This window comes from Bacillus sp. 1A, from assembly GCF_052682215.1.
The window spans coordinates 1,486,485-1,506,670 of sequence record NZ_JBQYLZ010000001.1; the positions used below are offsets into that span (position 1 = coordinate 1,486,485).

The window sequence follows — 20,186 nt, forward strand, 5'->3', positions numbered from 1 at the left end:
AATAGCAAATAGTTTCTGGGAAGTATTAAAAGATGTAATAAGCAATGGATTATGAAAATACTAGCTTATTAATGGCTGTGTTTTGTAGAAGAAATCATGGTTAGTCAACATGCCTGACTTCAAATATTACTTCTGACATCCAATTTATGCTTGGTTTCATGAATTCGCACCATTCACAAGATTTTCACAGAATTAATGATTATACTAATTAACAGGATGTTCAAATGAAAATGATTATCAATATTGGTTTAGGTGAATAGCAGTTACTATCTAATTCAATCTATGGACGTCATCATTTTCGAACTAAATTACATAATAAGGAGTATACGTATGAAAAAAACTATGCTTTTAAAATTAGTAAGTATTCTAGCAATTTTTACTTTAATGTTAGTAGCTTGCTCAGATTCAGGTAAAGAAACTTCGAAGGCTACTAAAGATAATGGTAGTGATAAGCCAAAAACGGTTGAAATTACTGATGCGCATGGAAAAGTTACAGTTCCTGTAAATCCAAAGAATGTAGTTGCTTTAGATAATAGAACGTTTGAAACTTTAGCTGATTGGGGAATTAAATTAGCGGCTGCTCCAAAGGATATCATGCCTGCTGATTCAGCATATAAAAAGGATGAAAAAGTTCAAAATATTGGGAATCACCGCGAACCAAATCTTGAAATTATTGCAGCGGCAAACCCTGACCTTGTAATCGTTGGTCAAAGATTTGCTGATCATTACGAAGAAATCAAAAAATTAGTGCCAAATGCAGCTGTTATTGATCTTAATTTTGATGTTTCTGAGAAATCTACTACGCCTGGAAAAAATTTAGTAGATGGACTTAAAAATTCTACAACTACTCTAGGAAAAATCTTTGATAAAGATAAAGAAGCTAAACAATTAGTAGCTGATTTTGATAAATCTATTGAAAAAGCAAAATCTGCTTATAACGGAAAAGATAAAGTTATGAGTGTTATCGTTACTGGTGGGAATATTGGTTTTGCTGCTCCACATTCTGGTCGTGTTTGGGGACCAATGTATGAAATTTTCGGTTGGACTCCAGCATTAGAAGTGTCTAATTCTACTGCAGGTCATAAAGGTGATGACGTTTCTGTTGAAGCTATTGCACAAACAAATCCTGATTGGCTTTTCGTATTAGATCGTGATGCTGCAACATCTGATGCAGCTAAGTCAACACCTGCTAAGGATGTTATTTCTAAATCACCAGCTCTTCAAAACACAACTGCTGTTTCTAAAAAACAAGTTGTTTATGCACCAGAAGATACTTACACAAATGAATCAATTCAGACTTATGTAGAGTTATTTGGAAATCTTGCAAAAACTTTAGCTAAGTAGTGTAAAGGGGTACGAAACAGTGTCAAAAAATATGATTTCTAGGGTTGAGAATATTTCTCAACCCCAGTTTTATAATCACAATAAAATATGGACAAAACCTTTTATAATAGCGGTTATAGTTGTTATAATTTTAGGGATTATATCACTGTTTACTGGAGTTTATGATATACGTGGACAAGAGGACGGAATGGAGATGTTTTTCATCACTCGTGTTCCGAGAACAGTTGCATTAATGCTTACTGGAGCTGCAATGGCGATGGCAGGGCTCGTAATGCAATTAATTACACAGAATCGTTTTGTTGAACCTACTACAACGGGGACTATTGAATGGTCAGGCTTAGGCCTGCTTTTTGTGTATTTATTATTTCCTGCCCCGACTTTAGTTCAAAGAATGACTGGTGCAATCATTTTTTCTTTTATAGGAACTATGATTTTCTTTCTGTTTTTAAGAAGAGTTAAACTTCGTTCGTCTTTAATTGTCCCTATTATTGGATTGATGCTTGGAGCAGTTATTTCTGCAGTGTCTACTTTTTTGGGACTCCTTTTTCAAATGACGCAAAGTATTGAAACTTGGTTCGTAGGTTCATTTGCTAACATTCAGGTGGGAAGATACGAATATTTATGGCTAATTGTTATCGTTACTTTGCTTATTTTTATGTATGCTAATAGATTGACGTTAGCTGGACTAGGAGAAGATGTTGCAACAAGCCTTGGCGTTAATTACAATAGAATTGTTCTTTTTGGGACTGGTCTTATCTCTGTTGCTGTTGGAATTGTTGCAGCTGTTATTGGACACTTACCTTTCTTGGGATTAATTGTGCCAAATATTGTTTCCATGTTTAGAGGTGATGATCTTAGAAGTAATTTACCTTGGGTTTGTGTGATTGGAATGGGGACAATAACTGCCTGTGACATCATTTCTCGAACAATTATAAAGCCTTTTGAAGTCCCTGTTTCTTTAATACTTGCAACAGTGGGAGCGGTCGTGTTTATTACTATTCTATTGAGACAAAGAAAACCAAGGAGGCTGCGATGATCACATTAGAATATAAAAATAAAGAAAATGTCGAAATCGATTCTAGCCTTCATAATGAAAGTAGATCAGCTAGTGCTTTTCGTTCTAAGAAGGAAGCAAGACGTTATTGGATTTTACTCATAACATTGATTGCTTTAGGTCTCCTTTCTTCATATGGACTTTTAGTTTATAACAACCCAGTTCCGATAGATTCACCTTCTTTTATCCCGGTTGTTAAGAGAAGGATAGTAGCTATTGTTGCAATGATTATTGCTGCAGTTTGCCATAGTTTATCGACAGTCGCTTTCCAATCTATTACAAATAATAAGATTATTACTCCTTCACTTTTAGGTTTCGAATCACTTTATTCAGCAATTCAAACGAGTACAATATTCTTCTTTGGTGCTAGTGCATTAATCAATTTTAATGGAATTGGATCATTTTTATTTCAAGTCGTTGTTATGGTCTTCATGAGTTTGATACTTTATGGGTGGTTACTTTCCGGTAAATACGGGAATTTACAACTTATGCTTTTAGTTGGAATTATTATTGGTACCGGGCTAAATTCTGTGTCAACTTTTATGAGAAAACTACTTGCGCCTTCAGAATTTGATATTTTACAAGCGAGATTATTTGGTTCTGTTAATCATGCAGACCCTGCATATTTTCCTGTTGTAATTCCTATGATCATAATTGTAGCAGTATTAATTTTTGCTCATTCTAAGAAGTTGAATGTTTTGTCATTAGGAAAGGATGTTGCTACTTCTTTTGGGGTTAAATATCAACCTAGTGTAATTTATACGCTTGTGTTAGTTGCTATTTTGATGTCTATCTCAACAGCTCTAATTGGGCCACTTACTTTCTACGGCTTTTTAGTAGCAACTTTGAGTTATCAGGCGGCGTCAACTTATGATCATAGATATATTTTCCCAATGGCTTTTGCTATAGGATTTTTAATAATGACGAGTGCATACTTTTTAATGTATCATGTATTCCATGCTCAAGGTGTAGTTTCAGTTATTATTGAATTATTTGGTGGAATCATATTCTTAACTATAGTTTTAAGGAAGAGGGCTTTATGATAAAAATCGATAATGTTAAAAAGTTCTATACTGATAAGGTGAAAATAGGACCTTTGGATATTGAAATACCAAAAGCGGGCTTTACTTCTTTAATTGGACCAAATGGCGCTGGAAAGTCTACGACACTTTTGATGATTGGAAGACTTTTAGATATGGATGAAGGTCAAATTCAAGTAGCGAATATGGATGTTTCTGAGTCCAAATCAAAAGACTTAGCAAAAATTTTGACTATATTGCGACAAGAAAATCATTTTGTAACGAGGCTTACTGTTAGACAATTAGTTGGATTTGGGCGCTTTCCTTATTCAAAGGGAAGATTAACTAAAGAAGATGAGGTTATCATTTCTAAATATATCGATTTCTTAGATTTAACTAGTTTAGAGAATAGATATTTAGATGAGCTTTCTGGTGGTCAAAGACAAAGGGCATATGTAGCGATGGTATTGTGCCAAGAGACTGAATATGTGCTATTGGACGAGCCTCTGAACAACCTTGATGTTGCGCGCTCTGTTCAAATGATGGAGCATTTGAGACGTGCGGCTAATGAATTTGGAAGAACAATTTTGACTGTTATGCATGACATAAATTTTGCAGCCAAATACTCTGATAAAATTTGTGCTATGAAAGATGGCCAAATTGCTGCTTTTGGAACAGTAGAAGAGGTTATGGATCCAACAATTTTGACAGATATTTTTGAAACAAAAATAGAAATTATCGATGGTCCTTATGGGCCAATCGCTGTTTATTAGATACAAAATGAGTATGCAAAAAAGCTGCTGTCTATATTTTATAGGCAGTAGCTTTTTTGCGATTACCCATTCCGCGGATATTTCATTTGCAACGCTTTGAGCACTCAGAATACGAGGTCGTATTTATAAAAAAGTTCTTTTGCATAAGGTGAATGTTATTCTCTCATTTCGAAAATGTCGTAATCAAAAGAGGTGATTAACATTATGCTTACAGTGCGATTTTAGATGTGATGCTATACTGTGTATAGGATTTTATGGGTGCATGTTGTGTCGGTTTTTGTCGGTAAGTCGATATTCTATGTCGAATCGTTGATATATTGAAAAAATCGTTGATATATTGTGAGTTATGATAGATATATTTGAAAAATCGTTGATATATTTTGAGGAGGGCTAAAGATGATTGTGAAAGAACGACAAATGCCAATGTATTTACGGCAATTAGAAGCGTTATCTAGAAGATTACCTGCTCACCATCCGAAACGGGATATGGTTGCAGAAAGTTTAGCGAAGCATAAAGCAGGTTACAAAGGTGAACAAGCTATCAATTATCCACTAAGTTTTTTGCCAGAAGAAACATATAGTATTTTGCACGATATAAGGTTGTTTGATCAAAATCACCATTTTCAAATTGATACGATTATCATTTCAGCATATTTTCTTCTTTTCCTCGAAATAAAAAATATAGCAGGTACGTTACTATTTGATTCAAAGTTTAATCAGCTTATTAGAATATCAGAGGGGAATTCAGAAGGCTTTCCAGATCCAATTTTACAAGTGAAAAGACAAGAGGAACAGTTTAGAAAATGGTTAAGTTTAAATGGGTTTTCTCGTTTTCCGATTGAATCACTCGTTGTTATTAGTAATCCACGAACTATTATTAAAGCTTCAGACGATAATCTCCCCAATAAAATTATCCACAGTGCAAATTTACCTCATAAAATAAAATGGTTTGAGAGTAAATATAAGAAAAAAACTATAAAAAATGTAGACGATCTTATTTGTCAAATAGTAAGGCATCATACTCCATTACAGCAAAATATCCTTGAACAATTTAAAATCAAAAAAGGAGAATTGTTAAACGGCGTACGATGTGAGGTATGCTCTATAATGCCGATGTTGAAATTAAAAAAAGGGTGGTATTGTTCAAATTGTAAAGCTATCTCTAAAGTAGCACATGAGGATGCCATACATGATTATGTACTTCTTATTAGTGGAACTTGTACAAATATGCAGTTAAAGGAATTTCTCCATGTTCAATCAAGTGCAACAGTTCATAGACCCCTCCAAACAATGAATATCCCCCACACAGGTGACAACAAGGGGCGAATATATGATTTAACTACGCTTCAATCATAATTTTGCTATAATAAATAAGTATTTACGTGAAGGAGAGTGTGAAATGAAGTTTAATATCGATCATTACATAGCTAGCGTTTTACAGTGGATATTGAATATAGCGTTAATTATATTGTCCATTGTTTTATCGATCTTTTTAATTAACGAGACGATTACATTTATTCAATACATATTTTCAACAAAGGAATATACATCGTATAAATTGGTTGAGAGCATCATCGTTTATTTCTTGTATTTCGAGTTCATCGCATTGATTATTAAGTATTTTAAGTCAAATTATCATTTCCCGTTACGTTATTTTATTTATATCGGAATTACGGCGTTAATTCGTTTAATTATCGTATCTCATGAGGAGCCCATGGAGACGTTGTTATATGCGGGATCCATTCTTGTTTTAGTCATTGCTTTATACATATCAAATATGAGAGATTTGAGAAAAGAGTAGTAGTGCAGACATAAGCTTGCACTACTTTTTTATTTGCAATTTTCCTCCCTATTATTTTGAGGCTGTAATCAAATGAATAGTGTCAGGACATTCTAATTTATAAGTTACTTTATTATCTTCAATATCTTTCTTTATCTTTTGACATGTATTATTTGAATATTGAATCTCTTGATTTTCATTATGTTTCTCATTTGTTTTTGTGTAGTCGACATCATAATAGACGGAGGTAGATTCCTTTTCTTTTTTTACAGTTAAATCAATAATAATAGGTTCGTTCTTGTTATTAAATTTAGTAATTCTAACTGAATCGTCTTTATTTGAATTATAGTTTTTTACGAAAGTATCTAATTTCTCTATGTTATAAATTTTATCGTTTTTTTCAATAATATCACCACGTTTTTGGGAATCCTCAAAAGTATATGTCTCGTTTGTATTGTTTTTTTTCTCATTATTAGTACAACCAATAAGAGTAAATAAGGCTAGCGAGATTATAGATAACGCATACTTTCTATATTGTATTTTCATAGATTCATCTCCTTTTCTTCATTTTTAGAAAAACGTTCACAATAATATTTTAGCCTACATGTGTCTAGGGTAGGTTAAGGATAATTTGTTTTTTTATTAACTTACCGTAAATATCTGCATTTTTTTCATTTTTTCGTTAATAAGTTGTAAATTTCGACATGGAATTTTTATATTAGTTTATGATGTTTTTGTAACAAAAAAATCTAAAAAGGAGTGATGTTATTCATGTTTAACAAATTTTTGGGGAGTTCAAGAGCAAAAAAGATTTGTGGAATTGGGGCATTAGCAACTTTTATAGGTTTTTCGTCGTTAGGGTCGGTTAGTGCAGGTAGTTATGTTGATAAGTATAAACAGTATAATGTTGGATCAAGTGGTGGTTCTTATACAAATAGTGCCGGTTTTTCTGGCGGTGGTGGTAGTGGGAATTTATCAATGACAAGTACTATTAGTAAAGACAAACGTTTAATAGCGATAAAGTTACGAACCAGTATTGAATCTGGTGACCCTTATATACAAAGTTTTTGGGCGCAAAGTAAAACGAGTTCTAATGTGCACTATCCTTTAAGTGCTTATAATAAAATGTTACGAAATAATCCAGAACCATTTTGGGGACTTAATTTACCTAATGTAACATCTTCTAACTTGCATATAAATACAGATGCTCGTAGTTCTGGAGCTGGTAATGGAGTTCAATACAGATATGTGCAGATTTTTAAATATTAAATTTATATTATGAAAAGGTGGAGATCTAAATGAAATTTAATAAAAAGTTACTAGCTGTGATTTTATTTAGCGGATTAGCTACTAGTATGTGTTTAGTCAGTGGAATGGAGGACAAAGTACAGGCTAGTGAAGAAAAAATAGAAGCATATGCTTTAAATACAGATAGGGAATTATATAAGTCGGTATCTAAAGATGTAAAGCTTCCTAAGAAAGTAATCTTTAGAGATGAACAAAAAAATCAAGGTATGTTAGAAAAAATAAACTATGACATTACTAATTTTATGGATAATAAGGCTGGAGAATATATAGCAACATCTCTATCTGAGTCTTCAGAGGGAACAAAGTTTTATACTCATAGATATGAGAATAAAGATGCTTCTCAAAGAATAACTTTTAATGTAATAGGGACTGAAACAAATATTGATACAACGGGTTATGATACGAAAATTGTAAGATTGAGTAATGGCATAGAAGCAACATATGCAGAAGGTGATGCAGCTCAAGTCTTGGCATTCAATAGTCCAAAAGATAATTTATATTATGCTTTAATAGGTGAAAAAGATGTAGGCAAGTTTACTATTGAAGAGTTGATTGGAATTGCTAACTCGATAGAATAATAAAAAGAAATAAAATAGAAAAAGAATACCCTGAATTGTGGGTGCTTTAAAAGGTCCTATAATTCGGGGTGTTTCTATTCTTATAAGATAGTTTTATTTTTAGCGAGAAGGTCCGTAGAAATGTAATTTAAAAATGGTCTAATCTATGTGGATTTTCTAACAGTTCAATTAAACTTCTTGTTTGTATTGATTTATCGCATTGATTATTAAGTATTTTAAGTCAAATTATCATTTCCCGTTACGTTATTTTATTTATATCGGAATTACGGCGTTAATTCGTTTAATTATTGTGTCGTATGAGGAACCGATGGAGACGTTGTTATATGCGGGATCCATTCTTGTTTTAGTTATTGCTTTATACATATCAAATATGAGAGATTTGAGAAAAGAGTAGTAGTGCAGGTGTAGTTTGCACTACTTTTTATATCTTGACCTTCAAGCTGCTTGAAAGTTTACAATGAAATTAGGGCGTTTGAAATTGAAAAAAATTGAGAAATTAAGTAAAGAGGTTTCTTTTACTTGGAGGTTATAGCAATGAGTCAGGAATTAAAGTTACGTCCATTAGAACGAGAAGATTTAAAGTTTGTACACGAACTAAACAACAATGCACATATTATGTCGTATTGGTTTGAAGAGCCATATGAGGCATTTGTGGAGCTGCAGGATTTATACGATAAACATATACACGATCAAAGTGAACGTCGTTTTATCCTGGAGAAAGATAATGAGATGGTTGGATTAGTGGAGTTAGTAGAAATCGATTATATTCATCGAAGAACGGAATTCCAAATTATTATTGATCCGAATTACCAAGGGTATGGTTACGCAGCGGAAGCGACGCGGTTAGCGATGGATTACGCTTTTTCTGTATTAAATATGCATAAACTCTATTTAGTTGTTGATAAAGAGAATGAAAAGGCTGTACACGTTTATAAAAAAGTTGGATTTATGGTGGAAGGTGAACTTCTCGACGAGTTTTTCGTGGATGGTAATTATCATAATGCGATAAGAATGTGTATGTTTCAGAAGGAATATTTTGAAAGCAAATAGTTGAATGATCTGGAAGTAATGTTGACGCTTCATAAAACCGTATGCTAAAATCCCTTTTAAGTATTAAGGAAGGTGCAGAACATGCTTTATATAAAATTTGTAAAACTCATTAGAAAACTTTGCTCCGCACAAATGTATACGGTGAAGCGTTGTACGGAGCTTAATCAAGGGGTATAAATCCCCTATATTCATCGGCTGAATAACTTTTCGAAAAAAGTATAGTTTACCTATGCTTATTTGGTTATGGTTTTTCAGCTGATGTATAAAATAGATTAAGGGGCCATAGACAATGCTTTGTCTATGGCCCTTTGTGTATATTATTCCGATGAGCTTTTACTGTAAATTGGAGTAGTATGGGAAAAACCACGAAGCAGAGGGCTAGTGTCGAATGACGCTATCTCTCTGCTTTTTTAATTTCAGGAAAAGAGGAATAAAAATGAGTTTACTTAAAATTGAAAGTTTATCACATAGTTTTATAGATAAAGTATTATACGAAAATGCTTCTTTTGATTTGCATAAAGGAGAGCATATGGGAATTGTTGGACAGAATGGTGCAGGAAAAAGCACGTTAATGAAAATATTGGTGGGAGAAATTATTTCTGATAAGGGTAGCATTAAGTGGCAACCAAATATTCAAATTGGACATCTTGATCAATATGCAGAAATTGATGGGAGCTATACCATTTCACAATATTTAAAGCGAGCTTTTTATGATTTGTTTGAATTGGAAAAGAGAATGAATAAGTTATATGAAGAAAGTGCAATGACTGGAGATGAGAATCAACTATTGAAAGCAGCTGAAATACAAGAGCAGCTTGAAGCTCGTGATTTTTATTCCGTAGACAGCGTAATAAATAAGGTGGCAGCCGGTTTAGGTATTGATGCTATTGGGATGAGTCGTGTTATTGGTGAATTAAGCGGAGGACAACGAGCAAAGGTAATTTTAGCAAAGCTTTTATTAGAAGAGCCTAATATTTTATTACTAGATGAACCGACAAACTTTCTTGATAAAGAGCATGTTGAATGGCTTGCTAATTATTTAATGAATTTTGAAGGGGCGTTTATTGTCGTGTCACATGATTTTGATTTCCTAGAAAAAGTGACTTCTTGCATATGTGATGTAGAGTTTGGAACGGTGAAGAAGTATTACGGCAAATACTCAGATTTTGTAAGACAAAAGGAGCATTTGCGAAAAGACTATATTCGCCAATATCATGCACAGCAAAAGAAAATTGAAAAAACGGAAGAGTATATTCGTAGAAATATTGCTGGAGTGAATTCAAAAATAGCGCAAGGGCGTAGGAAGCAGTTGCAACGTATGGAAAGAATTGCGCCACCAAGTTTTACTCATAAACCGTCTATTCATTTTCAGGAACTTCCTATTTCAGTTCAGACAGTTCTTGAAGTAAATAATCTTGAAGTTGGTTACGATTTTGCTCTCTTACCAAAATTGAATTTTTCAGTGATGGGTGGGCAAAAACTTGTTATTACAGGATTCAACGGAGTAGGGAAATCTACTTTATTAAAAACAATCGTTGGAACTATTTCTAGTATTGCCGGAGAATTTCACTTCTCAGAGCAAATAAAGATTGGATATTATGAGCAAGATTTAAATTGGAATAACGATTCGTTAACGCCGCTTCAAATTATTTCGGAACAGTTTCCTAAACTAAACGTGAAGGAAATACGTCATCATTTAGCTGCGTGTGGTGTGAAGGATACTCATGTTTCCCAAGAAATTCGTACGTTGAGTGGTGGTGAACAATCAAAGGTTAAATTATGCGGATTGTTATTGTCACCTTGTAATTTCTTAATCTTAGATGAACCGACAAATCACCTAGATGCAGAAGCGAAGGAAGCTTTGCAAAAGGCACTCATTCAGTTTAAAGGTAGCATTATACTCGTATCCCACGAAGCAAGTTTTTATCTTGATTGGGCAGATAGTATTTTTAATATAGAGACAGGGTTAGTTAAGGGGGTGTGAAACATATGAGTGGAAATGATTGGAAAAATGAAATTATATTATTTTTGACCGCTCAAACTATTTCTTTGTTCGGTTCCTCTCTCGTACAGTACGCGATTATATGGTATATCACCCTTACAACATCGTCAGGATTAATGTTGACTATTTCAACTGTTTGCGGTTTCTTACCACAAATCGCGATCTCTTTATTTGCAGGTATATGGATTGATCGTTATGATCGTAAAAAAATGATTATGTTATCGGACGGGGTTATAGCAATTGCTACGTTAGTTTTAGCAGTTTTATTTTTAACGGGATATAAAAGCATTTGGTTACTTTTTATAGTACTACTCATTCGTTCAGCTGGGACAGGGGTACAAACGCCAGCTGTGAATGCGTTAATCCCACAAATCGTTCCGAAAGATCATCTTATGAAAGTAAATGGGATAAATAGCAGTATTACATCTTTAATTATGTTTCTTTCGCCAGCAGCAAGTGCTGCAATTCTTTCTATTGCTAGCATTGAAACGACATTTTTTATTGATGTTATTACGGCTATGATTGGAATTAGTATTATGTTTATCATTCAAGTGGAGAGACATGTGAATGCAGAGAGTAAGCAAAGATCTAATCTACAAGGTATAAAGGAAGGCTTTGCTTACTTAAAAGAAAATGTATTTATTAAAAGACTACTCGTTTTATTAATCATTGTCATGATTTTAATAAGTCCAGCTGCTTTTTTGACGCCTTTAATGGTAACTCGTTCTTTCGGTGCAGAAATGTGGAGGCTTACTGCTAGTGAGATGACTTTTAGTGCCGGTGCAGCAGCTGGTGGCATATTGATTGCGGCATGGGGTGGTTTTCGTAATCGTATGCATACAACAGCGCTAGCTTGTGCGTTGTATGGACTGCTTATGATTGGAATAGGGATTGCACCAATATTTATTATGTATTTAGTATGTAACTTTTTAATTGGTATAACAATGCCGTGCTTCAATACACCGGTTACCGTGTTATTGCAGGAAAAAGTAGAACCTTCTATGCACGGACGAATGTTTAGTCTTGTACAAATCGCTAATTCATGCGCGCTTCCTTTAGGAATGATAATATTTGGCCCATTGGCTGATATGTTTAGTGTAGAAATTTTGTTAATTTATGCTGGGATATTCGTATTGTTGTGTGCAATTTATATTGTAGTAAGTAAAAGATTTGAAGTGTAAATATTTATGTTTGAAAAGGTTTGTGAGGCAATGTAAGGTGCTTCATAAACCTTTTTCTATTTATACAAATCAATAATTATTTATTGTATAACAATAAATAATTATTGACGATTGATTTTGTTTTAGGTAATATGATGTTAATAATCTAAGGGTAATTATATGAATAGAGGAGAATGTGAAATGATAAATAAATACGTAGTAGCTATTTCTTTCATGATTTTGGCGATCATTTCTTTAGCTATACATGCTTCAAACAGTAAAGTGGGAGCGAATGGATTCCTTGAAGAACCTTTCTTTTTCTTAGTACCGATAAGTTATGTATTGTTCTTGAGTGGGATTGGTGTATTACTATTTGGATTTATTACTTCAAAGTTGAAAAAAAGTAATAGATAAAATGAAGTTTAATCAGTGAGGGATCCATTAATCAGGACAAAATACTCACTATGAAATAGAAACATACTATATGGAAGAAAAATAAAAAGTGAGCTGAATCATGGTGAATCATTATTGTTATCCTGAAAGGCAAGTCGGATCGGCTATTACTTTGGCAGGAGCACAGGGGACAATTCATGCTGTGAATCAAGCGATTCAAATGCAGCAGCAAGCATATTTTGCACAAATGATGCAAGGGCAGTATTTGTCGTACTCACAGCCTCCGATGCAAATTGTACATTACGATGTGCATCCAGCGGGTTTATTTTCCATTCCATATGGCGGGACATACTTCTTATGAAAGAAAGCGACTGATAAGAGTCGCTTTCTTTTTTTATATTCCGCCTAGTTTCATTCCAAGGAATGCAAAAAGGATACCAATAATATAAGTAGTACTTAAATATAGAAATAGTATGCCGAAATTTTTACGATTGAAGAGCTGAATGGACTCTAGCTTAAATGTTGAAAATGTCGTGAAGGCACCCATAAATCCAGTACCTAATAATAATTGCCAGCTTGTAGTGACTCCGTTTCCAATTATATATCCGAGTAAAAACGCGCCTGTTATATTAATGAGAAATGTAGCAATTGGAAATGAAGTTTTATTTCTTTTTTTAAACCAATTACTAATTGCAAATCGTGTAATAGCACCGAAAAATCCACCTGTTGCCACTAATAAAGCTTCTATCATAAGTGATCACCTTCCGTAAGATGTTTCTTAATTAAGAAATCACCTAGTGTATAGCCAAGACCAGACATAATGAGACCACCAAGTATGCTGCATGATACATATAAGAAAGACGTACCCCATTCAGAATGATGGATTAATTGCACAGTTTCTACACTAAATGTTGAAAACGTCGTAAAAGAACCGATGAATCCAGTCCCAATGCCTGTAATAATTTCTGACGGTAAGATGTTTCGCCGAGCGATATACGTAGTCAGCCAAGCTAATAGGAAGCAGCCGAGTAAGTTGATGAGCAATGTGGCTAGCGGAAATGAATGATTCCATGAAGTATGAATAGTAAGACCTAAATAATAGCGAGAAAGGGCTCCTAATATACCGGCTATGCCAACGATAATATAAATCAATTTCTTCACCTCTTTAAATAGCTTGCTCAAAAAAATAGACTCCTACCAGTAGTTATACTGGTAGGAGTCATTAGCTAAGCAGCAGTTATGGCGAACCCCATCGCCTATGATTATTACATATAGTGTACTAAAAATTGCGTAGAATTTCCAGTGAAGAAGTGGAGCTGTTTTGTATGTATGTGATGGTTTAAGATAGAGAATTTATACTTATAAACTAAATATAGTGATATAAGGTTTTCGATATGATAAAATGTTTCGTATGTCTGTCATTCGCTTCAGTTAACTGAAAATAAAGAAAAGTAAAATTGATAGTTTTAGAAAAGGAGTCGTTCGTTTGAAAAAATTATTAAAAATAGTACTTATATGTATTTTAGTAGGGGCGGGAGTTGTAGGTGGTTTTTTAGCGTATATGACGCTTACTAAAGAACAGCCGGCTAATGTTATAAGTTTGAAGGTGGAAAATAATAAAGAGCGCGTATTAGCGACAGGAAATGAATTTAAAGTTACAACATTTAATATTGGATATGCTGGATTAGATAAGGATCAAGACTTCTTTATGGATGGTGGAAAAGGTTCTGGTTCAAGTAGTAAAGAGCAAACGGAAACGAATTTAAAGAAAATGCTTTCGTTTTTACAAAATGAGAATAGTGATTTTACGTTATTACAAGAAGTTGATATAAAATCAATGCGATCTTTTGATGTAAATGGGCATGAATTTTTGAAAAAAGGATTACCTGATTATGCTTTGTCGTTCGGAAAGAACTATGATACAAAATGGGTCCCTGTACCAATTACAAGTCCAATGGGATATGCGGAGGCTGGATTAAGTACGTTTTCTAAATATACAGTTCAAACAGCGCAGAGGTTCCAGCTTCCTGGAATGGAGCCTTGGCCGAAGCGTTTGTTTGATTTAGATCGAGCGATTGTTGAGCATAAAATACCTGTTAATAATGGGAAGTTTGTGAGACTCGTAAATTTACATTTGTCTGCGTATGATGAAGGCGGGAAAATTAGAAAACAGCAAGTAGAGTTTTTAAAAGAATATATGAACAAACATTATGAAAATGGTGATTACGTAATAATGGGCGGAGATTGGAATCAATTACTTTCTAACGTTCAATTAAGTGATCCGAAGTTTGTGAAAGAGCGTCCTGAGTGGTTAGTAGAGTTACCGAAGGACTTTACTGATGGTGGCTTTAAGTGGGCTGTAGATCCGTCTGTTATGACGGTGAGAGATGATGTGAAGAAGTATGTGGAAGGTGAAAACTTTGTCACGATTATTGATGGTTTTATCGTTTCACCGAATGTGGAAATTGTAAATGTACAAGGGAAAGATTTAAATTTTGAAAATAGCGATCATAACCCAGTAAGTGCGGTATTTAAGCTGAAGTAATCGATATGTATAAGTAGAAGGTGGGGCTTCATATATGGAGTGGTTAAAGAGAACTTGTTTTTCTAACCTTGAGAAAGAATCACAGAAAAATCATTTATTGCTGTTCATTACGATTTGTAGTTTCTTTCTTGGAATAATCGCGATTGGGTATTACGGATATATTTTTACAGAGAGAGCAATAGCGTTTTGGGTTTGTGGTATTTCAGTTGTTGTATTTGGAACGCTGTTTACTTTTATAGAAAGCATGGAAGCGATGTATAAATATATCATGACATTTATGTTGCTTATTATGTCTTTCATTATGGTACAAGCTTTTAATGAAAGTCCGGCTGTATTTCAAATGGTCTACTTTACATTAGCAGTTTCACTTATTTATTTAAGTGAACGTCTCGTTATCATTCTCGGCGGAGTGGCGGTTGTTATCACATTTATTCTTTGTAGTTATTGGCCGGAGCAATTTTTTGCTTATACAGCGGCATCTGAGGCTGCAAACTTCGCAAGCTTGTTAGCAATCGTAACGATCGCAATGTGGGGCGTAACGAAGATTGGCTCTAATTTGTTAGCTCGTTTAAGTGATGAGAAGCAAGAAGTAATGAGGAAAGCTCAGGAGCTAGAAGAAACGCAAAGACTTATTGAGGAAACGGTTGGGAAACTACATAGTAATTTCAATCACTTAAGACAAAATATGAATACATCAATGGAGTCGATGAGTGAAATTAATTTCGCTTTTGAAGAGGTGGCAGTTGGCACCCAATCACAATCAGAGATGATGCATCGTTCGGTAGAAGTATTGAATGATATGGAGGGGAATATTGAACAAATCATTTCGCAAGTAAGAAATGCATCGACTCGTGTTGATGAAAGTTTAGAGGTTTCAAAGGGTAGTGTACATACTTTACGAAATTTTGAAGCGAATATGAGAAGTTTAAATGATGTTGTTTCACAATCAGGAATTATATTTAGAGATTTAATGATGCAGTCGAAGCAAATTAATGAAATTGTAGATGTAATAACGAATATTTCAAGCCAGACGAGTTTGCTAGCTTTAAATGCAAATATTGAAGCGGCAAGAGCAGGCGAGCATGGAAAAGGATTTGCTATTGTAGCGAATGAAGTATTAAAGCTTGCCGAAGAATCGAATCGTTCTGCGGGGAGAATTCAAGGTATTTTGAAGGAATTTAGTAATCAGGCAAGTAAAGTGGAAGTGCAGGTAGAAAAATCAGAAAAAGTACAAGAAGAATGTAACGAAATGCTAGCAAGTGTTTTAACAAATGTAACGGATTTAGGGAATTTTATTGATGCAATTAATGATGTAATGAGAGAGATTGTTGGTCATCAAGAAAACTTGCAGGTTAAAACGACGAATATCGTAAAGGATGTTACACATGCTTCTAATGTAATTCAGCAAACTTCTGCGGCTACGGAAGAAGTGTTAGCAAGTGTGGAAGAAGAAAAACATCGAAATGATATATCGGTGAAGACGTTGCATACTGTTAGCGAGCAAGTGAAGTTGCTAGAAAATATTTTAGAAAAGTAATATCTCTTAAAAAGGGCACACTATGTGTGCTCTTTTTTCATTTAAATGAATACTTGATAGTAATTTAATTGCTTTTCTGCGCGTTTTCTGCCAAGCTTAAGGAGATAAAGTGAGACTTTAATTAGTGGGGCTATACGCTACTGATTATTAGTTGAACCCCGCAAATAGCGGTATTAAAATACTTCAAAGAAAGAATTATATAGGTGACGCATATGATCGAAGTTAAGACTTCTGAACTTAGTGATGGAGAATTTAATAGAGGTGTATTTGCAACTCGTGATATTAAAAAGGGTGAGTTGATTCACTCAGCACCAGTTATCTCTTATCCGAATGAACAGCATGAACACATTGAGAAAACGTTACTTGCTGACTACGCATTTGAGTATGGGGTAAATCATACAGCATTCCTTTTAGGATACGGCATGTTATTTAATCATGCATATAATCCGAATGCAACGTATGATATTGTCTTTGAGAATCACACGTTTAACTTCTTTGCTTACAAAGATATAAAAGCGGGAGAAGAGATTCTAATCAATTATAATGGTGAAGTTGATGACGATGAGCTATTATGGTTTGATAAGGAAAAAGAAGAGAACGAAAAGTAAATTATAATAAGTAATAAAAAAGATGCTTTTACATAGGTAAAAGCATCTTTTTTATTGATGAAAATAAAGTAAAGATTACAAAAAATACCACTTTATTTTCGTATGGTATAGTAAGATACTGAAGGATAGTGTTTTGAAAAAGTTATATATTTTACAAATTGTTGTCTTTCTGATGACATGTCAAGTTTAGTAGCCCATTTGGGTTGCTTTATTATGCAATATATATTTTAATATGAGTGGCACCTCTTATAAATTAAGAGGTTTATAGGTGTCTCGAATTGATTTTGGGTACACTGTATCCACCACTTTAGGTTCGTTCATGTATGTGGGGATATTATGGGCCCGTATAACGGGATAAAAAGAATATAGAAATAGAGGAATCGTAAAATGAATATGCAAGAGGTTTATAAATATTTAAGTACGGTATTGCCTGAAGGTCATGTGAAACAAGATGAAATGTTAAAGAATCATACGCATATTAAAGTTGGTGGAAAAGCAGATGTGTTCGTTGCGCCGACAAATTATGATGAAATTCAAGAAGTTATCAAATATGCTAACGAATATAATATTCCGGTTACGTTTTTAGGAAATGGATCGAATGTCATTATTAAAGATGGTGGAATTCGCGGGATTACCGTAAGTTTAATTCACATTACAGATGTGACTGTAACAGGAACGACGATTGTGGCACAGTGTGGTGCAGCAATTATTGATGTATCACGTATTGCATTAGATTATAATTTAACGGGTCTTGAGTTTGCTTGTGGTATTCCAGGTTCAGTTGGCGGAGCTTTATATATGAATGCTGGCGCATACGGCGGTGAAGTATCGTTTGTATTAACAGAAGCTGTCGTAATGACAGGTGATGGAGAGTTACGTACTTTGACGAAAGAAGCATTTGAATTTGGATATCGTAAGAGCGTATTTGCAAACAACCATTACATTATTCTTGAAGCGAGATTTGAGCTTGAAGAAGGTGTGCGTGAAGAAATTAAAGAAAAAATGGATGATTTAACGTTTAAACGTGAGTCAAAACAACCTCTAGAATATCCTTCATGTGGTAGCGTATTTAAGCGTCCACCAAATAACTTTGCTGGTAAATTGATTCAAGAATCAGGACTACAAGGTAAGCGAATTGGCGGAGTGGAAGTTTCTCTAAAACACGCTGGATTTATGGTGAATGTTGATAATGGAACAGCACAAGATTACATCGATTTAATTCACTTTGTACAAAAGACAGTTGAAGAGAAATTTGGCGTGAAGTTAGAGAGAGAAGTAAGGATTATTGGAGAAGATCTATAATAATCTTTGAATTAAAAGCGTATAAAAGTATGAATTATTTTAAAATAACATTTGGGTATTGTTGACAATTTGTTTTCAATTCAATATAATGGCTAATAATTTAACAAATAATATACGTTGAAAGAGCCCAGTAGCAGTTTGTCACTGTTAACGAGAGAGCTAGGGGTTGCTGGAACCTAGCACAAACAAACTTGCGAATTACACTCTGGAGTATCTTAGGTAATGCTAAGCGGATTGGCAATCGATATTATTGCTAAGAGTGGTATGAGTAGCTATGCTATTTATACAAACTGGGTGGTAACACGGTGAATAATCGTCCCTATGTCATAGACATAGGGACTTTTTGTTTTAAAAAATAAAGGGGATGACAAAAGATGAATATTATTGATGAATTAGAATGGCGCGGCGCTGTGAATCAACAGACTGATGAAGAAGGTTTACGTAAGCTAGTAGAAGAGAAAAAGATTTCACTATACTGCGGGGTTGATCCGACTGGTGATAGTATGCATATTGGACATTTAATTCCGTTTATGATGATGAAGAGATTCCAGTTAGCTGGCCATCATCCAGTTATTTTAATTGGTGGGGCAACAGGAACAATTGGTGATCCGAGCGGACGTCAATCAGAACGTCAACTTCAAACGTTAGAAGTAGTTCAGCATAATGTGGATGCGTTAACAGCGCAAATGAAAAAGCTATTTGATTTTGGCGGAAATAGCGAAGTGAAGATGGTAAATAACTACGACTGGACACATGAAATAAATATTATTGAGTTTTTACGTGATTACGGGAAGAACTTTAGCATTAATAGCATGTTAGCGAAGGATATTGTAGCAAGTCGTTTAGATACAGGTATTTCTTTCACAGAATTTACGTACCAAATTTTGCAAGCGATGGACTTCCATCATTTATACACGAAAGAAGATGTTCAACTGCAAATTGGTGGTAGTGACCAATGGGGAAATATTACGAGTGGTTTAGATTTAATTCGTAAGTTAGAAGGGCACGAAGCGAAAGTATTTGGATTAACGATTCCATTATTATTGAAATCAGATGGTACGAAGTTCGGTAAATCAGCAGGTGGTGCAGTTTGGCTTGATCCTGAAAAAACAACACCATTTGAATTTTACCAGTTTTGGGTGAATACAGATGACCGTGATGTAGTGAAATACTTGAAATACTTTACGTTCTTAACGAAAGAGCGCATCGATGAATTGGCAACGAAGGTAGAAACAGAGCCTCATAAACGTGAATCGCAAAAAGTATTAGCGGAAGAAATGACGAAATTCGTTCATGGAGCAGAGGCACTCCTGCAAGCTGAGAAGATTACAGCAGCGTTATTTAGCGGAGATATTAAATCGTTAACAGCTGATGAAATTGAGCAAGGTTTTAAAGAGATGCCAACATTCCAGTCTTCAAAAGAGACGAAAAACATCGTAGAATGGCTAGTTGATTTAGGAATTGAGCCATCTAGACGACAAGCACGTGAGGATATTAATAATGGAGCTATTTCGATGAATGGCGAAAAAGTAACGGATGTGGATACAGATGTTACTGTAGAAAATTCATTTGATGGACGATTTATTATTATTCGTAAAGGGAAGAAGAACTACAGTTTAGTTAAGTTAGGATAATGAGTAAGGCCGAAAAATATATCAGCGATTTTCCTGATATATCGATTTACCGACAAAAAGCAACAATAAAAGCTGTTCCGAACAGGACAGCTTTTATTA

Annotated in this window: 21 protein-coding genes, 1 pseudogene, 1 riboswitch and 1 other annotated feature; of the genes and pseudogenes, 19 read left to right on the top strand and 3 right to left on the bottom strand. The window is 34.3% G+C overall.

From position 1 onward, the window contains the following. Window positions 1-330 precede the first annotated feature (330 nt). From ACUN0F_RS07405 to psiE, 6 genes are all read left to right on the top strand, one after another. Window positions 331-1,344, top strand: coding sequence for a siderophore ABC transporter substrate-binding protein (locus tag ACUN0F_RS07405; RefSeq protein WP_215562349.1), 1,014 nt, complete (start codon window positions 331-333; stop codon window positions 1,342-1,344). A gap of 19 nt (window positions 1,345-1,363) precedes the next feature. Continuing rightward, window positions 1,364-2,380: an ABC transporter permease gene (locus tag ACUN0F_RS07410; RefSeq protein ID WP_046960060.1), complete on the top strand. Its 1,017-nt coding sequence runs from the start codon at window positions 1,364-1,366 to the stop codon at window positions 2,378-2,380. Next, complete coding sequence (locus ACUN0F_RS07415; RefSeq protein ID WP_088080837.1) at window positions 2,377-3,441, top strand: iron chelate uptake ABC transporter family permease subunit; 1,065 nt, start codon at window positions 2,377-2,379, stop codon at window positions 3,439-3,441. The genes ACUN0F_RS07410 and ACUN0F_RS07415 overlap by 4 nt, the downstream gene beginning before the upstream one ends. After that, a complete protein-coding gene (locus ACUN0F_RS07420) occupies window positions 3,438-4,190 on the top strand; it encodes an iron ABC transporter ATP-binding protein (RefSeq protein WP_327986600.1) in 753 nt (250 codons plus the stop codon). The genes ACUN0F_RS07415 and ACUN0F_RS07420 overlap by 4 nt, the downstream gene beginning before the upstream one ends. A 396-nt stretch (window positions 4,191-4,586) precedes the next feature. Then, entirely contained in the window at window positions 4,587-5,546 is a 960-nt protein-coding gene (locus tag ACUN0F_RS07425; RefSeq protein WP_445539310.1) for a nuclease-related domain-containing protein, read from the top strand. Between the two features lie 43 nt (window positions 5,547-5,589). Further along, complete coding sequence (gene psiE, locus ACUN0F_RS07430) at window positions 5,590-5,991, top strand: phosphate-starvation-inducible protein PsiE (RefSeq protein WP_000671178.1); 402 nt, start codon at window positions 5,590-5,592, stop codon at window positions 5,989-5,991. A 51-nt stretch (window positions 5,992-6,042) separates the two neighbouring features. Here psiE and ACUN0F_RS07435 read toward each other — a convergent pair whose 3' ends face one another. After that, window positions 6,043-6,516, bottom strand: coding sequence for a DUF4362 domain-containing protein (locus ACUN0F_RS07435; protein ID WP_264461675.1), 474 nt, complete (start codon window positions 6,514-6,516; stop codon window positions 6,043-6,045). A gap of 225 nt (window positions 6,517-6,741) precedes the next feature. Between ACUN0F_RS07435 and ACUN0F_RS07440 the strand changes: the two genes are divergently transcribed. The 8 genes and pseudogenes from ACUN0F_RS07440 (at window position 6,742) to ACUN0F_RS07475 (ending at window position 12,822) form a co-directional block, all read left to right on the top strand. After that, on the top strand, window positions 6,742-7,239 hold the full coding sequence (locus ACUN0F_RS07440) for a hypothetical protein (RefSeq protein ID WP_264461674.1): 498 nt from the start codon (window positions 6,742-6,744) through the stop codon (window positions 7,237-7,239). A gap of 29 nt (window positions 7,240-7,268) precedes the next feature. Further along, window positions 7,269-7,856 (top strand): DUF4367 domain-containing protein, encoded by a 588-nt coding sequence (locus ACUN0F_RS07445; RefSeq protein WP_264461673.1) that lies wholly within the window; start codon window positions 7,269-7,271, stop codon window positions 7,854-7,856. A gap of 190 nt (window positions 7,857-8,046) precedes the next feature. Then, window positions 8,047-8,250: pseudogene (locus ACUN0F_RS07450) on the top strand (phosphate-starvation-inducible PsiE family protein); the annotation flags it as partial. A 140-nt stretch (window positions 8,251-8,390) separates the two neighbouring features. Continuing rightward, window positions 8,391-8,906 (top strand): spermidine N1-acetyltransferase, encoded by a 516-nt coding sequence (speG, locus tag ACUN0F_RS07455; protein WP_172554552.1) that lies wholly within the window; start codon window positions 8,391-8,393, stop codon window positions 8,904-8,906. Window positions 8,907-9,342: 436 nt separating this feature from the next. Beyond that, complete coding sequence (locus ACUN0F_RS07460; RefSeq protein ID WP_445539311.1) at window positions 9,343-10,890, top strand: ABC-F family ATP-binding cassette domain-containing protein; 1,548 nt, start codon at window positions 9,343-9,345, stop codon at window positions 10,888-10,890. Window positions 10,891-10,895: 5 nt separating this feature from the next. Continuing rightward, window positions 10,896-12,089, top strand: coding sequence for an MFS transporter (locus ACUN0F_RS07465; protein ID WP_445539312.1), 1,194 nt, complete (start codon window positions 10,896-10,898; stop codon window positions 12,087-12,089). Window positions 12,090-12,248: 159 nt separating this feature from the next. Next, window positions 12,249-12,482 (top strand): DUF3955 domain-containing protein, encoded by a 234-nt coding sequence (locus ACUN0F_RS07470; RefSeq protein WP_080349982.1) that lies wholly within the window; start codon window positions 12,249-12,251, stop codon window positions 12,480-12,482. A gap of 100 nt (window positions 12,483-12,582) precedes the next feature. Beyond that, window positions 12,583-12,822 (top strand): DUF3947 family protein, encoded by a 240-nt coding sequence (locus ACUN0F_RS07475; protein WP_445539313.1) that lies wholly within the window; start codon window positions 12,583-12,585, stop codon window positions 12,820-12,822. Window positions 12,823-12,855: 33 nt separating this feature from the next. Here ACUN0F_RS07475 and crcB (ACUN0F_RS07480) read toward each other — a convergent pair whose 3' ends face one another. Together crcB (ACUN0F_RS07480) and crcB (ACUN0F_RS07485) are read right to left on the bottom strand one after the other, a co-directional pair. Further along, a complete protein-coding gene (gene crcB / locus ACUN0F_RS07480; RefSeq protein WP_000568598.1) occupies window positions 12,856-13,212 on the bottom strand; it encodes a fluoride efflux transporter CrcB in 357 nt (118 codons plus the stop codon). Then, window positions 13,209-13,613: a fluoride efflux transporter CrcB gene (gene crcB, locus ACUN0F_RS07485; protein WP_445540807.1), complete on the bottom strand. Its 405-nt coding sequence runs from the start codon at window positions 13,611-13,613 to the stop codon at window positions 13,209-13,211. Before crcB (ACUN0F_RS07485) ends, crcB (ACUN0F_RS07480) begins: the two co-directional genes overlap by 4 nt. A gap of 54 nt (window positions 13,614-13,667) precedes the next feature. Further along, window positions 13,668-13,727: riboswitch (Fluoride riboswitch) on the bottom strand. A gap of 220 nt (window positions 13,728-13,947) precedes the next feature. On the opposite strand from crcB (ACUN0F_RS07485), the gene ACUN0F_RS07490 reads away from it, so the two are divergent. The 5 genes from ACUN0F_RS07490 to tyrS all read left to right on the top strand — a co-directional run bounded on the left by ACUN0F_RS07490 (window position 13,948) and on the right by tyrS (window position 20,087). Next, complete coding sequence (locus tag ACUN0F_RS07490; protein ID WP_445539314.1) at window positions 13,948-15,006, top strand: endonuclease/exonuclease/phosphatase family protein; 1,059 nt, start codon at window positions 13,948-13,950, stop codon at window positions 15,004-15,006. 34 nt (window positions 15,007-15,040) lie between these two features. Continuing rightward, entirely contained in the window at window positions 15,041-16,543 is a 1,503-nt protein-coding gene (locus ACUN0F_RS07495; RefSeq protein ID WP_445539315.1) for a DUF4077 domain-containing protein, read from the top strand. A gap of 212 nt (window positions 16,544-16,755) precedes the next feature. Beyond that, window positions 16,756-17,151 (top strand): SET domain-containing protein, encoded by a 396-nt coding sequence (locus tag ACUN0F_RS07500; protein ID WP_000573650.1) that lies wholly within the window; start codon window positions 16,756-16,758, stop codon window positions 17,149-17,151. A gap of 387 nt (window positions 17,152-17,538) precedes the next feature. Continuing rightward, entirely contained in the window at window positions 17,539-18,453 is a 915-nt protein-coding gene (gene murB, locus ACUN0F_RS07505) for a UDP-N-acetylmuramate dehydrogenase (protein ID WP_327986605.1), read from the top strand. Between the two features lie 108 nt (window positions 18,454-18,561). Next, window positions 18,562-18,777: a binding site (T-box leader), on the top strand. 50 nt (window positions 18,778-18,827) lie between these two features. Continuing rightward, window positions 18,828-20,087 (top strand): tyrosine--tRNA ligase, encoded by a 1,260-nt coding sequence (tyrS, locus tag ACUN0F_RS07510; protein WP_445539316.1) that lies wholly within the window; start codon window positions 18,828-18,830, stop codon window positions 20,085-20,087. Window positions 20,088-20,186: the final 99 nt, after the last annotated feature.

Excerpts from the sequence above, each read along its gene's own strand:
- psiE (WP_000671178.1), top strand. The coding sequence starts at position 5,590 with ATGAAGTTTAATATCGATCATTACATAGCTAGCGTTTTACAGTGGATA.
- ACUN0F_RS07425 (WP_445539310.1), top strand. The coding sequence starts at position 4,587 with ATGATTGTGAAAGAACGACAAATGCCAATGTATTTACGGCAATTAGAA.
- ACUN0F_RS07435 (WP_264461675.1), bottom strand. The coding sequence starts at position 6,516 with ATGAAAATACAATATAGAAAGTATGCGTTATCTATAATCTCGCTAGCC.
- ACUN0F_RS07445 (WP_264461673.1), top strand. The coding sequence starts at position 7,269 with ATGAAATTTAATAAAAAGTTACTAGCTGTGATTTTATTTAGCGGATTA.
- ACUN0F_RS07475 (WP_445539313.1), top strand. The coding sequence starts at position 12,583 with ATGGTGAATCATTATTGTTATCCTGAAAGGCAAGTCGGATCGGCTATT.
- crcB (WP_000568598.1), bottom strand. The coding sequence starts at position 13,212 with ATGATAGAAGCTTTATTAGTGGCAACAGGTGGATTTTTCGGTGCTATT.
- ACUN0F_RS07470 (WP_080349982.1), top strand. The coding sequence starts at position 12,249 with ATGAATAGAGGAGAATGTGAAATGATAAATAAATACGTAGTAGCTATT.
- ACUN0F_RS07495 (WP_445539315.1), top strand. The coding sequence starts at position 15,041 with ATGGAGTGGTTAAAGAGAACTTGTTTTTCTAACCTTGAGAAAGAATCA.
- ACUN0F_RS07500 (WP_000573650.1), top strand. The coding sequence starts at position 16,756 with ATGATCGAAGTTAAGACTTCTGAACTTAGTGATGGAGAATTTAATAGA.
- ACUN0F_RS07440 (WP_264461674.1), top strand. The coding sequence starts at position 6,742 with ATGTTTAACAAATTTTTGGGGAGTTCAAGAGCAAAAAAGATTTGTGGA.
- tyrS (WP_445539316.1), top strand. The coding sequence starts at position 18,828 with ATGAATATTATTGATGAATTAGAATGGCGCGGCGCTGTGAATCAACAG.
- speG (WP_172554552.1), top strand. The coding sequence starts at position 8,391 with ATGAGTCAGGAATTAAAGTTACGTCCATTAGAACGAGAAGATTTAAAG.
- ACUN0F_RS07415 (WP_088080837.1), top strand. The coding sequence starts at position 2,377 with ATGATCACATTAGAATATAAAAATAAAGAAAATGTCGAAATCGATTCT.
- ACUN0F_RS07460 (WP_445539311.1), top strand. The coding sequence starts at position 9,343 with ATGAGTTTACTTAAAATTGAAAGTTTATCACATAGTTTTATAGATAAA.
- ACUN0F_RS07420 (WP_327986600.1), top strand. The coding sequence starts at position 3,438 with ATGATAAAAATCGATAATGTTAAAAAGTTCTATACTGATAAGGTGAAA.
- ACUN0F_RS07465 (WP_445539312.1), top strand. The coding sequence starts at position 10,896 with ATGAGTGGAAATGATTGGAAAAATGAAATTATATTATTTTTGACCGCT.
- murB (WP_327986605.1), top strand. The coding sequence starts at position 17,539 with ATGAATATGCAAGAGGTTTATAAATATTTAAGTACGGTATTGCCTGAA.
- ACUN0F_RS07405 (WP_215562349.1), top strand. The coding sequence starts at position 331 with ATGAAAAAAACTATGCTTTTAAAATTAGTAAGTATTCTAGCAATTTTT.